Here is a 13,581-nt window from a genome sequence, read left to right as displayed (position 1 = left end):
TTTATCTTATTGTTCCTACCGTTTTGCATGCTTGCGCAGCAGAAAACAAAGATCATCTTACAGTTTTCTGAGCGTGGCACCACCGATAATGACATCACATATTTGCGCAAGCCGGTTTTCCGCCATGTAAACGCTACCCTAAGCTGCGACAGCGCAGTATTTTACCCTGAGCGCAACGTGTTTGAGGCCTACCGCAACGTGCACATTGTACAGGGCGACACGATCAACATCTATTCGGATTACCTGACCTATGACGGCAATACGAAAAATGCCCACCTGACCGATAATGTGCGGATGGTAGACAAGGAGTCGGTGCTTACAACAAACATTCTGGATTATAACCTCGGCACCAAAATCGGCACGTACGTTAATGGCGGCAAAATCGTCAATAAAGACGTAACGCTAACCAGTACCAACGGCTACTATTTTTCAAACAGCAGGGATGCTTATTTCCGGTATAATGTGGTGGTTGTGACGCCCAAGGCCCGCATCACCTCGGATACCCTGCGGTACAATACAGCGACCAACTGGACTTATTTTTACGGCCCTACAAACATCAAAGGCAAAGACGATAATCTATATACCGAAAACGGCGCTTACAACACGAAGACAGAGTATGCCTACTTTGGCAAACGAAACTTGTACACCAATGCGGCAAAGTCACTGAAAGGTGATAGTTTGTACTACGACGGCATTAAGGGCTATGGCAAGGCGGTGAGGAATATCGTGTTTCAGGATACGAGCGACAAGACCGTATTGTATGGTCAGCTGGGCTATTACTATAAGGCCGATGAACGCGCGGTGGTGACACGTAACGCCTATGTAGGCATGGGCACCAAGGATTCTATAGCGCTTAATAAAAAGATGGTGCCGGATACCATCTGGCTGGGTGCGGATACGCTGGAGACTCAAAAAGTGAGACAGGGAACGCTGAAGTTATTGTCTTTTCCTGTGCTGAAAAAAGACAATGAACTGGGCGAGGCGGGCAGCGATGAGGAACGCGAGACCCCGCCTAAACGCAAAGCACCGGCCAGTCCTAAGAGCAAACCACTCCCCCAGGCACAAAAACCTAAGGCCCTGCCCAAGCCCAATAGTCGCGCCGCACGCAGGCAGGCCGCAAAGAATAAAGAAAAGGTGCCACTGGCGGTGCCCGACAGTGTGACGAGGGATAGTTTAGCCAAAGACAGCGTGCTGAAAGTCACGAAGCTGAGGGACAGTGTTGCAGCCGATAGCCTGCTGAAGTTAAGAGGTCCGGACAGTCTGAAAAAGGATAGCCTTACGAAAGACAGCGTGACGGCCAAAGGTGGTGCTTTAAAGGTGGGTGCCCTGAAGCTTCCTAAAGATTCGGTGGTGAACCCGGCAGATACCATTCTGACGCGAACTATTAAAGCCTACAGCAATGTGAGGGTATATAAATCGAACATGCAGGCCGTGGCCGACTCCTTGTTCTACGCAAGCGCCGACTCTACCCTGCGCTGGTTCGGAAAGCCCATACTATGGTCGCAAGGCTCTCAGCAGGCGGGCGACACGCTGTATCTGCGGCTGAAGAACAACAAGCTGAATACCCTGCAGGTCTTGGAAAACGCTTTCCTGGTAAATGTCAACGCCGATTCGGCCAAACACAATCAGATCAAGGGCAAACTGATCACCGCATTCTTCAACGACGGGGAGCTGCGCAATATGTTTGTGGACGGTAATGCCGAAAGCGTGTATTACAGCCGGAATAAGGACAGTGTGTATACCGACATGAGTCAGACCGTGAGTGCCCGCATCAAGATATTGTTCAAGAACAAGGAAATCCAGGATCTGCTCACCATCAAGGACGCCGAAGGCCTGAGTATGCCGGTTAAGGAGATGAAGGAGGACATTTTTCTCACGGGATTTATATGGAAGCCTGAACTCAGGCCGCTATCCAAACAGGAGGTCATAAGGGGCAAATCGAAAACTGCTGCAAAACCGGCCGCAAAGAAAGCAGCGCCTCCCAAACCTAAACCGGGCGGAGAAAATGCTCCATCGGAAAAAGCTGCTCCGGCTAAGCCCCCTTTAAAAAAGCAATAAGTTTTTGCATGGCCTGTGCACGGTGACTGATCGAGTTCTTCTCCGACACGGACATTTCAGCGAAGGTGTGACTATATCCTTCCGGTTCAAAGATGGGATCGTAACCAAAACCCTGTGAACCTGCCGCAACCTCTCTGATCCGTCCGTTGATGACGCCTTCAAACAGGTAATCGTGGGCACCCAGCTTTAAGGAAATCACCGTTTTAAACCGTGCGCGGCGGTCGACCATCCCCTTCATCTTTTCGAGCACAAGTTCAATGTTCGTCTGGTCGTCACGCGTGCCGGAATACCTTGCCGAATAAATGCCCGGTTCGTCATTCAGCGCGGCTATTTCCAGTCCGCTGTCATCCGCAAAGCAGTCGAGCCCCAGCTTACCGGAAACATAGGCAGTTTTGAGTGCTGCGTTTTCCGCAAAAGTGCTGCCCGTTTCGGGAATATCTTCGTTACAGCCGATATCGCTTAAACTTAGCACGGTATATAGCCCTTGAAGCAGGTGCTGTACTTCCTGCACTTTGTATTGATTGTTGGTTGCAAAAACCAGTTTTGGTATGGTCATGTTAAAATTCTAAAGTTTTGAGGGTGTTCCACAACAGCTTCTTGGAGGCAGGATCCCGGTCGAGCTCCTTAAGGCCAGCCGAAAAGATCAGGCGGACATTCCCTTCCGAAGTCAGCTGATAGCTGGCAGGAGCGGTCGGCAGACCAAGCATTGCCGGCGTTACCCCAAACGCGAAGATAAATTTAGGATTGAAGAACGCGCCAAGCGCTTCATAATCTGCGTCTTTATACCGGGCGTAGTTCAGCAGGGCAAAATCGGGTGTGGCCAGGTTTACCGACTTCACGATCTTGCGAAGCAGTTCACGGCCGGCCTCACTGCTTACGTCATACTCCTCGTCGTACACGAGGATCAGGATATTTCGCTTATTGCCCCCAAGGTATTCAAAATTAGATATAGGAGGCGGCTCCGGTTTGTCGTCCGGCGCGATCGGCGCGGAGGGCTCGCTGACCATGTAGATGTCGTCCGTAAAGAATAAATGAAGTGCATCTGGATTGACTGCAAGCGGGTTTGACATGGTGTAGATACGGAATATAAGTTTTCTGTTAAAATTAGTTAAATATCTCTCAATGGCACCTTTATTTGCTATTTTTATGGCTTAAAAATTACACCTTAGTATTCTGCCTGTGGAAAGTAGCGGGGATATCGTAAATTTGCAGCGCAGTTTATTTGAACAAGTCTAAATGAAGAGATCTTTTTTTATAATGAGTACGCTGGTCGGCCTGTTTTTTCAGGGCTTTGCGCAGGACAAAAGCGTAGATAAGGTTGTGGCGGTACTTGGCAGTAACATCATTCTTTTATCCGACCTCAATCAGCAATATGCCCAGTATTTACATTCCGGGAATCCGGACGATCCACGGGTCAAATGCATGTTTCTGCAACAGATGCTTACGCAGAAATTACTGAAACAACAGGCGGAGATCGACTCGGTATACGTTGAGGAAGGTATGGTTGACGAAGAGGTTGACAAACGTATGCGTGCCATGATCAACAGGGCCGGGGGTGAAGAAAGACTGGAACAGTTCCTGAACCGCTCGGTACTTCAGTATAAGGACGAGATCAGACCGGAGATCAGGGAGCAGCTTATCTCGATGAAGATGCAGCAGAAGATCACGGAGAATGTGAACGTCACCCCGCTTGAGGTTAAAAAATACTTTGACAGCTATCCGAAGGACAGCTTACCTGATATTCCTACAGAGTTTGAAGTTGGGGAAATTGTGCTGAAACCAAAGCTGACCCGGGAGGAAAAGCAGCGCTTCTATGACAAAATCGATGCCCTTCGTCTTAGGGTTAAAAGCGGAGAGGACTTCGGCTTTCTTGCAAGAACCTATTCGGAAGATACCGGATCAGCGTCTGACGGCGGTGACCTTGGCTTCTTCGACCGGAAAAGGATGGTAAAAGAGTTTACGGCATGGGCTTTTAAACTGAAAGCCGGTGAGATGTCGCCCGTTTTTGAATCAGAGCACGGTTACCATATCCTGCAGGTTATTGAACGTCGTGGTGAACAGGTGCGTGCGAGACATATCCTGGTAAGACCACAGATTACGCCCGAGAGCATGGAGCGTACCAGGCTTCACGCCGATACGATTTTCAAGAATATCGTCAACAAAGTAATCCCGTTCTCTGCAGCTGCTTCACGCTATTCAGACAATAAAGAATCTCAATACAATGGCGGTATGCTGCTTTATGCAGATGATGTGACTGCGCGCACCACGTTTATTCCTGCTGACAAGCTGGATCCAAAAGTATTCCTGGTTGTAGACACCATGAAGGTGGGATCTTATTCTGCCCCGGTCCGTTTTACGGAACCTGACGGAACGGAGAGCTACAAAATCCTGTATTTGAAGTCAAAAATCCCGCCGCACAAAGGCAACCTTGAACAGGACTACACCAAGTTTAAGGAGCGTGCACAACAAGACAAGATCAACCGTACGCTGAGCGAATGGTTTGAAAAAAGAAGGGAAAGCATGTTCATCAAGATCGATGAGGAATATGCCGGTTGCGACGAACTGAAGATCTGGACAAGGGGTGTGACAGCGACGAAATAGCCTGCATGCAGTTTGAAAACGACATAAAGGCGGTAGACGCGCTGCACCAGGCTTACCGGGACATCAAAAGTGAGATCGGAAAGGTCGTTATAGGCCAGGACGAGGTGATCAAGTCGGTGATTATCTCCATATTCAGCAACGGGCACTGCCTGCTGGTTGGCGTCCCGGGACTTGCCAAAACCTTACTTGTGCAGACGGTCGCAAATGTGATGGACCTGGCGTTCAACCGTATTCAGTTTACGCCTGACCTGATGCCCAGTGATATTATTGGTGCAGAGATTCTCGGCGAAGACCGCACGTTTAAGTTTATGCCAGGACCTGTATTTTCAAACATCATACTGGCCGACGAGGTTAACCGTACACCTCCTAAAACCCAGGCCGCCCTGCTGGAAGCCATGCAGGAGAAAGCAGTTACCGCCGCAGGCATTCGCCATCCGCTTCCGAATCCTTTTTTTGTTCTCGCTACGCAGAATCCTATAGAACAGGAAGGGACCTATCCCCTGCCTGAGGCTCAGCTGGATCGCTTTATGTTCAATGTTCATCTGACTTATCCCGAATATGCCGATGAACTCCAGATCGTGAAGAACACGACGGTAAACCGGGAGACAGCACTGAAAAAGGTCATTACGGCAGCACAGATCCAGTATTTTCAAAAGCTGGTCAGGAATATTCCGGTGACCGACAATGTAGTTGAATATGCGGTAAAGCTGGTAAGCAAAACCCGGCCCAACACGGCCATGGCCACCGCAGAAGTAAACCAGTATGTAGGCTGGGGCGCCGGACCACGTGCATCGCAGTTTTTGGTGATCGGAGCTAAATGTCATGCTGCGGTATCTGGAAAATATTCGCCCGATATTGAAGATGTACAGGCTGTGGCCGAGCCTATCCTCAGACATCGTATTGTAAGGAACTACCGCGCAGAAGCTGAAGGCCTCTCGGTAGAACAACTTATCAGAAATCTTTACTAGTCTTATGTTTCTTAGCGGCCGTCCAGCGTTGCGTACAGGTTTGGATAGTCGGTAACCAGCCCGTCTACACCCAGACCAAGCAGGTAAGCCATGTCCTTAGCGGAATTAACTGTCCACGGAATAACCTTTACGCCGGCTTTGTGGCAGCGATCTATGAGTCCTTTACCCACCAGCACATGGTATGGACTATATACCGCGGGAGTAAAACCCAGCTCTGCAAGGCTCGCTTCAAAATCAACTTTTTCGTCGACCAACAGCCCCGTACGGATCTTTGGATAGGCGCTGTGCAGGTACTGCAGCACACGGGTATCAAACGACTGCAGGGTAGCACGCTTAGCGATCTTCTGTTCGTTCACGACATTCATCACCAGATCAGCAAACTCATCCGGCTCGGGATGAAACTCCTTATCGCCCTTAGGGATCGTTTTGATCTCTATACTGTAAGCAGGCTTTTTGAGTTTCCTTTTCTTTGCATAAGCCTCTACAGCATCAACAGTTTCGCTGAGAAGCGGCTTATGGGCCCGGTATTTCTGCTGCGCCGGAAAGCGTGGGTGGATCTTACTTCCGATGTCAAACTTGCTGACCTCAGCGTAATCCATCTTATAGATGTTCAAGTCCTTCTGCTCTTTCAGGCTGATCGGTTTACCGTCGGGCCTGAGTGAAAACTCGTGATTAAAGTAGGGCTCCTGCGAAAGGACCACCTGCTTGTCCCTGGTGATCACCACACTCATCACCAGGGTCGTGACGCCAAGGTCGAGCGCCCGCAGCATACCTTCAATGGTATTTTCGGGCATAATTCCCCTGGCACCACGGTTGCCCTGCAGGTCGACCTTCTGGCCCGACGCATGGACATTCAACAGAAATGCCAGGAGAATGATCAGGGAATTTGTTTTCATAGGGATGATGTTTTTGTTGGTTGCTGTGCTAGCGTTCTGCCGGAGCGAACACCATAGCAATCAGGTTCCAGTTATGATCGGCCTGACGTTCGTATACAAAAATGTAATTGAAACTCTCACGGAGATCAGCCTTATAGTCGACCGCCACCAGTCCGTACGTACAGGCCAGGTCGCCCCCGTCGGCTTTATCGGCGCCGGTAGTTTTCAGCGTAACTTTAGAAAACATGCTGTTAAAGAAAGCCAGCGCCTTGTCTTTCCCGATGATCGGCTCATAACCTGGGAACAGAATCCTTACATCAGGGTTAATAAAACCTGAAAATGCTGCTACGCCGTAAGATTTGAGCGTCGCGTTTAACGTTGTTTCGGTTGTGGTAATGATATTTAAACCAGCTTCCCGTTGTTTATCGTTCAGGAACTGGGGCTTATAGTGATCCTTTGGCTCAGGGAATGACGTGTTCACTTTGTTCAGCGGCTTGTTGTGCGGAACCCCTGCATCCAGAAAAAGCTGCCATTTATTATCTGAGGCTTTCCAGACCGAAAGATATTGGCCATAGCTTGTCTCCTGACCCTGATCCACATATGGTCCGGTAGTGAAGCCCCAGTCGCCGCTCCGCGACACACGCGCATAAACAGGGTTCCAGCTGATGTCTTTGCTGTTGTCCTGGGTTGCATAGTACGTGGAAGCGCTCACCGGGTTGGGACGAAAAACCAGCGTCTTGCTATTTGCATAAGTATTGTAAGCAGTCCTGGCGCCGGTCTTGGCGAGTTTCTCTGCAAAGTCCGTTTCGGCTTTCACCAACGACTTGGTTGTACCATCAGATTTCTGCGCAAAAGCGCCAAGTGTTACAGATGCTGCAATTACAGTACAAAATAGTTTGTTCATTATGTTATGTTTAAGTCTTGCTTTGTTCAAATTTATATTCATTATCCTTGCGGATCTTATGCTTTACTCCAGGTTGTCCCTTCTTTACTGTCTTTTAGCTGTATGCCCATTTCCTGCAACCCAACACGTATTTTATCGGATGTGGCGTAGTCCTTATTCTCCTTGGCACTTCTGCGTATATCAATAACCAGATCCAGTACAGCATTCAGTTCAACGTTAGATGCGTCCTCATCCTTAAGGCCAAATACCTCAAACACAAAGTCATGCATCAGCTTTTTCAGTTTACCCAGCTCTTCTGCATTTATCGTGCCCTTACCATCGTGGATAACATTAATGATACGCACAGCTTCAAATAACTCAGCTATCACCACCGGACTGTTGATATCGTCGTCCATCGCCTTCACGCAGTTCTCCGCAATAGGACCGATCTCAAAATCACTATGTTCCGAGGCCTTAAGCTTAGGCAGCAGACCTACAGCGTTCATTAACCTGCGGAATCCTTTTTCCGAAGCTTCCAGGGCTTCGTTAGAAAAATCAAGCGTGCTCCGATAGTGCGCCTGAAGCATAAAGAACTTCACCGTCATCGGACTGAAACCTTTTTTTAGCAAAGGGTGACTGCCTGTAAAAAGCTCCAGCGGTAAGAAACCGTTGCCGGCAGATTTGGACATGCGTGTCCCGTTTACAGTGAGCATATTGGTATGCATCCAATATCTCGCCGGCTGTTTATGACTGCAGGCTTCGCTCTGTGCGATCTCGTTGGTATGATGTGTAGCAGCCAGGTCCATACCGCCGCCGTGGATATCAAACTCCTCACCCAGATATTTGGCACTCATGGCCGAGCACTCAATATGCCATCCCGGGAAACCTACACCCCATGGCGAAGGCCAGCGCATGATGGTTTCCGGCTTAGCCTTGATCCATAGTGCGAAATCAAGTCGCCCGCGTTTCTCGTCCTGTCCGCCAAGCTCACGTGTATTGGCAAGCATGTCTTCCAGGTTCCTGTTGGTCAGGATGGTGTAGTTATACTCCCTGCTGTATTTCTCAACATCAAAGTACACCGTTCCGTTCACCTCATAGGCGTAGCCGTTGCCCATGATCTCCTTGATCATTTCAATCTGCTCGAGGATATGCCCGGTGGCCGTAGGCTCTATGCTTGGCGGCAGTGTATTGAACATCCGCATTACATCGTGAAATCCTATGGTGTACTTCTGAACGATCTCCATGGGCTCAAGCTGTTCGAGTTTGGCCCTTTTTGCAAACTTGTCATCCCCCTCGTCGCGGTCGCCTTCCAGGTGACCTGCATCGGTGATGTTGCGGACGTACCTGACCTTATATCCGCTGTATTTCAGGTACCTGTAAATCAGGTCGAAGGAGATAAAGGTGCGGCAATTGCCGAGATGCACATCGCTGTAAACAGTCGGACCGCAAACATACATGCCCACATTGGGCGGATTCAGCGGCTGGAAAGGTTCTTTCTGACGGGTAAGCGTATTATATAGATGCAAGCCTGTGTTCATCGTGCAAAGGTAAAAATTTTAGGGGTTTAACTTCAGGTCGCTCCGAACGGGGAAGTGATCTGATAATTTAGCTGGTATGATACGGTAGTTGACAACTTCCAACGCTTTGCTGGCAGCGATATAGTCGATCTGAAAGTTCGGGAATTTGCCGTTGTAGGTGCGGCCCAGACCGGTACCCTTTTCCATGAATGTATTGTTGAGCGACCTGGTAAGCTGTGTAACTGCATAGGAGGCAGGGGTATCATTAAAATCACCTGCAATAATTAAAGGAGTCTGGCAGGTTTCCATATGGGCTTTCATGACGTCGACCTGATGACTGCGTTTAATAAAGGCGCGTTTAAGCAAGCCTAGTATCCGCCTGGACGGTGTCAGGTTGGCGTTCATCTTTTTTTTGACTTCGTCTATATAAGCATAATCCTGCTCGCGGAAAGAGATAGACTGCAGGTGTACGTTGTACACGCGTACAACCTGGCTCCCGATATCCAGATCCGCATAAATGCTTGTGTTGCCACTATGGTTCTCCCCAAAAACGATATGGCCCTTGTCTTTGATAGGATACTTGGAGAAAATAGCCAGACCGGTGCCCTCATAGCTGTTTTCCGATGTAGGCACGAAATAGTAATGTGAGGTTTGCAGCAACCTTTTCAAACTGTCGGTAATGTCGAACGGCCCCTTCCTTCGTGTGAAGTATTCCTGGAAACAGATGATATCCGGGTTCTCCTGCTCTATGACATCAAGCATCTGTTCTTTTGCGGATTCGATCGCTTTTTCGCCGTAGGGACTGAAGCTGTGCACGTTGTAAGTCATCATACGGATGTGCGAGCTGTCGCCTTTAGCGCCTTCCCCAGCCTCGCCAAAAATACCTACACTGGCGTTTAAGGCCTGCCAGCCGATCAGGATCAGGACCAGCGTAGAGCCCGCTAAAATTAGCTTACTCCGTATCGTCCACCAAACCAGCATCAATATATTCAGGAGCAGCACAAACGGGTATGCCAGGCCAAAAAAAGCGATATAAGGATATTCACGCGGATCAAATCTGCCTGCTGTGAAGCCAAGTATCAGCGCAATAGCCAGCCCAAGCGCAAGCAGCTGCATCAATCTGTCGAAAAATGTTGTTTTAGACGTTCTTCTTCTCTTCATGCTTAATGCTTACTTGCTTTAAACAGGATCTCCTTTTCTTCTTTGCTCAGTTTGTCGTATCCCGATTGAGAAATTTTATCTAAGATAGCGTCTATTTGTCTTTGGTCCACCTCCTGGGTCTGACTTTTTTGCGATCGTACGTTGGCATCTTTATGTACTACACGAAGTTTGGGTTTGCGCTTGAACATGCTGCTCCAGTCGGTACCCGCCCTAAGCATGCGTATAAAGACAAAGCCGAAAAGGCCGCCGCCGAGGTGGGCAAAGCTGCCGCCAGCATTTGCCGAAGCCAGACTGATCATGTCGAGCACCACATATCCTGCGGCCAGATATTTCAGTTTTACGTCGCCAAAAAGCAGAAGACGCATACTATAATCGGGCAATAGCGTCGCAGTTCCAACGATAATTGCCATCACTGCCGCTGAAGAGCCGATAACGAATCCGTTAGACACGCTACCCATAAACACCGGGAAAATATTAAAAGCAAGCAGGTACACCAACGCGCCTGCGAAACCTCCGCCCAGGTAGACAAAATGAAATTGCCTGGCTTTAAGAAAATCGAGAAAAATGCGTCCCATCCAGAAAAGCCATAGCATGTTGAACAGGATGTGGAGCAGGCCTTCGTGAAAAAACTGGTAGGTAAGCAAAGTATAGAAGCGGAACGGCAGCTTGTTCAGGTCGGCAGGGAAGCCTACATATGTAAACACCTGATCCTGAAAGCCGGCCTGCTGCCCCGACAAGAACAGGATAACGCTGACCAGGCCCATGGCTATGAAAATAAAGGCATTGATGCCGATATATAGGTATACCGGATCTCCTGACTTAAAAACCTTGTAGCTGATATCTCTAAAAAAACTATTCATAGTAGTTATAAAACCTGTCGTTGTTTTTGTCCTTCCAAAGTTTGACCAGGATGAATCCAAGCAAAGCGCCCCCAAGGTGCGCATAGTGCGCAACCGAGTCGCCCGGTATCTTGGCAACACCCAAACTCATTTCCAGGAGGATATAAACGGGTATCAGATATTTCGCTTTGATGGGCACAGGTATAAACAGCACAAACATGCGGGTGTTTGGAAAAAGCATGCCAAAGGCTACCAGTAAACCGAATATAGCGCCTGAAGCACCTACCATAGGCGCGCCATAAATGCCGAGCAATGTGGTACCCTGGTCGCGGGTGATTCCGGGCACATTGATATTGCCCTGAAGATAGCCTCCCTCACGTGTGAGGTCGGTAATAGGAATTCCCATGACGGATCCGGTCAGTTCATAAACTTCTACAGCCTGTACACCCATTTGCAGGGCCACGGCACCCAGACCAGTAATCAGATAAAAGTTCAGGAAACGCTTCTGCCCCCAGCGCTGCTCCAGCACACCGCCAAACATAAACAGCGCAAACATATTGAAAAAGATATGCGACATGTCGCCATGCATGAACATGTAAGTAACCAGCTGCCATACCCTGAAAAACGGAGAATCAAAATAAAAAGCGCCAAGGTGCTCCGAAAGATCTACACCGATATTACTGAATACATACTTAGCCGCAAAGAACAGCACATTGATGATCAGCAGGTTTTTTACTACAGGAGGTATATATAAGTTATTCATTCGTTTATTTCTCAAATCTTTTGTCAAGTTCAGCAAGGCTGATGGTATGTATCACGGGTTTCCCGCTCAAACTAATATTGGGTGCGGAACATCCAAACAACTCCTCTATCAGCGTATTCATTTCAGGCTGACTTAATGCAGTTCCGCTCTTTATGGCGCTGTTCTTTGCCATGCTCCTTGCAAGCGCTCCCCGCCTGTCGAGCTTAAGCTCCTGCTGCGAATTCTTGAATCCTTCTATCAACTGCTCGAAAAGCTGCGTTTCGTTGATATTTACGCTGCCCAGGTCGACCGGTATACCCTCTATGACCAGGGTGTTCTTACCAAACTCGCGCACCTCAAAACCCAGGCTTTTGATGTCATCAAGCAAACTCCTGGCCAACTCATAGTCGCCCGCACTTAAGGTAACCGTTTGCGGAAAGAGACTTTGCTGTGAGGCGCCTTTGCGGTCCTCAAGATGGCGCTGAAAACGTTCATACAAAATCCGTTCATGCGCCGCCTGCTGATCGATAAGCATAACACCCGACTTAATCTGCGAGACGATATACCGGTTGTGCAGCTGCATAAATTGCTTCTGTACGGGGGCTAATTCTTCTTCACCTCCAGAACCCGGCAAGTTTAGTTCCGTTTGGTCATACCGCGACTCCGTGGCAACCTCATATAGAGCGCCCCAGGACGCAACACTGCTGGAACCGCCTCCGCGACCATTGGAGTAGGGCTTGGGCATGCTTGAATAGCTCGAATTCCTCACCTGGCCCGGCTCATTGGCAAAGGGATTGAAATCCGGATTAAAGCTAATGCTGGGCGGCACAATCTCTTCAGGCGGCAGCGGGGTAATCATATTGCTGAAACCGGTTTCCTGATCGAAATCTATAGTCGGACTGATGTTGAACCTTCCCAGTGAGCGTTTTACCGCCGAATGCAGGATAGCATAGATCGATTTTTCGTCGAGATACTTGATCTCGGTTTTTGTAGGATGCACATTGACATCTATATTGGCGGGATCTATATCAATAAAAAGCACATATAAGGGAAAGTTCTCTTCAGGAAGCAAATCTTCATAGGCCTTGTTTACGGCATGGTTCAGATAAGCATCTTTAATAAAACGGTTGTTCACGAAGAAAAACTGTTCGCCCCTGGTTTTTTTGGCAAACTGCGGTTTGCCGATAAAACCCTTCAGGTTGATGATCGTCGTTTCCTCCTCAACCGGAATAAGTCTTTCGTTATAATTATTGCCCAGCAGGTGTACGATGCGCTGTTTCAACGACGATGCCGGCAGCCGGTAAATCTCGGCGCCATCGTGATGCAGGCTGAAAGCTATGCCCGAATTTGACATGGCAATACGCTGAAACTCGTCGACAATATGGCGCATCTCAGCAGCATTGCTTTTCAGGAAGTTTCGGCGCGCAGGGGTATTGAAGAAGAGATTTTTTACACATATGCTTGTGCCTGCAGGGGTGGCTACAGGCTCCTGACGGGTAACCGAAGAGCCTTCGATCTCGACCAGCGTGCCGATCTCATCTTCATGTCTTCGCGTTCTCATTTCTACCTGGGCAATTGCTGCAATAGAGGCCATCGCCTCTCCACGAAAACCCATGGTACGGATTGCAAAAAGATCTTCCGCCTTGCGAACTTTGGAAGTAGCATGACGCTCGAAACACATGCGGGCATCGGTTACACTCATACCGCAGCCGTTATCTATAACCTGGATCAGGGCTTTCCCTGCGTCTTTGATGATCAGCTGTATCTTACTCGCCCCCGCATCTATCGCGTTCTCTAAAAGTTCCTTTACCGCCGATGCCGGTCGCTGAACCACCTCTCCTGCTGCTATCTGATTGGCAATACTATCGGGTAAAAGCTTTATGATATCTGACATGTGTTATCCGGACTGTAAACGTCGCTAATTTAGGTAAAATAAG

The 13,581-nt window shown here is 48.8% G+C and carries 12 protein-coding genes; 3 read left to right on the top strand and 9 right to left on the bottom strand.

Annotated features, from left to right (window positions below; all coding sequences use genetic code 11):
* Positions 1-27: 27 nt before the first annotated feature.
* Positions 28-2,058, top strand: a complete 2,031-nt coding sequence (locus QEP07_RS13150) for an OstA-like protein (RefSeq protein WP_285010633.1) — start codon at positions 28-30, stop codon at positions 2,056-2,058.
* Here the strand turns inward: QEP07_RS13150 and rdgB are convergent.
* On the bottom strand, positions 2,033-2,608 hold the full coding sequence (gene rdgB, locus QEP07_RS13145; RefSeq protein WP_285010753.1) for an RdgB/HAM1 family non-canonical purine NTP pyrophosphatase: 576 nt from the start codon (positions 2,606-2,608) through the stop codon (positions 2,033-2,035). The two genes, QEP07_RS13150 and rdgB, sit on opposite strands and share 26 nt — an antisense overlap.
* 7 nt (positions 2,609-2,615) lie before the next feature.
* On the bottom strand, positions 2,616-3,128 hold the full coding sequence (locus tag QEP07_RS13140) for a hypothetical protein (protein WP_285010632.1): 513 nt from the start codon (positions 3,126-3,128) through the stop codon (positions 2,616-2,618).
* Positions 3,129-3,294: 166 nt separating this feature from the next.
* Here QEP07_RS13140 and QEP07_RS13135 point away from each other — a divergent pair, with 166 nt between their 5' ends.
* Together QEP07_RS13135 and QEP07_RS13130 are read left to right on the top strand one after the other, a co-directional pair.
* Entirely contained in the window at positions 3,295-4,659 is a 1,365-nt protein-coding gene (locus tag QEP07_RS13135; RefSeq protein ID WP_285010631.1) for a peptidylprolyl isomerase, read from the top strand.
* Between the two features lie 5 nt (positions 4,660-4,664).
* Positions 4,665-5,627 (top strand): AAA family ATPase, encoded by a 963-nt coding sequence (locus tag QEP07_RS13130; RefSeq protein WP_285010630.1) that lies wholly within the window; start codon positions 4,665-4,667, stop codon positions 5,625-5,627.
* 11 nt (positions 5,628-5,638) lie between these two features.
* Here QEP07_RS13130 and QEP07_RS13125 read toward each other — a convergent pair whose 3' ends face one another.
* The 7 genes from QEP07_RS13125 to mutL are packed head-to-tail and all read right to left on the bottom strand — an operon-like array spanning position 5,639 to position 13,538.
* Positions 5,639-6,523: a glycerophosphodiester phosphodiesterase family protein gene (locus tag QEP07_RS13125; protein ID WP_285010629.1), complete on the bottom strand. Its 885-nt coding sequence runs from the start codon at positions 6,521-6,523 to the stop codon at positions 5,639-5,641.
* A gap of 28 nt (positions 6,524-6,551) precedes the next feature.
* Positions 6,552-7,406: a DUF4440 domain-containing protein gene (locus QEP07_RS13120; protein WP_285010628.1), complete on the bottom strand. Its 855-nt coding sequence runs from the start codon at positions 7,404-7,406 to the stop codon at positions 6,552-6,554.
* Positions 7,407-7,462: 56 nt separating this feature from the next.
* Positions 7,463-8,923, bottom strand: coding sequence for a cysteine--tRNA ligase (gene cysS, locus QEP07_RS13115; protein ID WP_285010627.1), 1,461 nt, complete (start codon positions 8,921-8,923; stop codon positions 7,463-7,465).
* Between the two features lie 18 nt (positions 8,924-8,941).
* Positions 8,942-10,063, bottom strand: a complete 1,122-nt coding sequence (locus QEP07_RS13110) for an endonuclease/exonuclease/phosphatase family protein (protein WP_256001915.1) — start codon at positions 10,061-10,063, stop codon at positions 8,942-8,944.
* A 2-nt stretch (positions 10,064-10,065) separates the two neighbouring features.
* On the bottom strand, positions 10,066-10,923 hold the full coding sequence (locus QEP07_RS13105; protein ID WP_285010626.1) for a rhomboid family intramembrane serine protease: 858 nt from the start codon (positions 10,921-10,923) through the stop codon (positions 10,066-10,068).
* On the bottom strand, positions 10,916-11,665 hold the full coding sequence (locus QEP07_RS13100; RefSeq protein ID WP_285010625.1) for a rhomboid family intramembrane serine protease: 750 nt from the start codon (positions 11,663-11,665) through the stop codon (positions 10,916-10,918). Before QEP07_RS13100 ends, QEP07_RS13105 begins: the two co-directional genes overlap by 8 nt.
* A gap of 4 nt (positions 11,666-11,669) precedes the next feature.
* Complete coding sequence (gene mutL, locus QEP07_RS13095; protein WP_285010624.1) at positions 11,670-13,538, bottom strand: DNA mismatch repair endonuclease MutL; 1,869 nt, start codon at positions 13,536-13,538, stop codon at positions 11,670-11,672.
* Positions 13,539-13,581 lie beyond the last annotated feature (43 nt).

Origin of the sequence: Pedobacter faecalis, assembly GCF_030182585.1 — a bacterium.
GTDB lineage: Bacteria > Bacteroidota > Bacteroidia > Sphingobacteriales > Sphingobacteriaceae > Pedobacter > Pedobacter faecalis.
The sequence above is the reverse complement of the archived record's forward strand: the minus strand, read 5'-3'. Positions and strand labels throughout refer to the sequence as shown.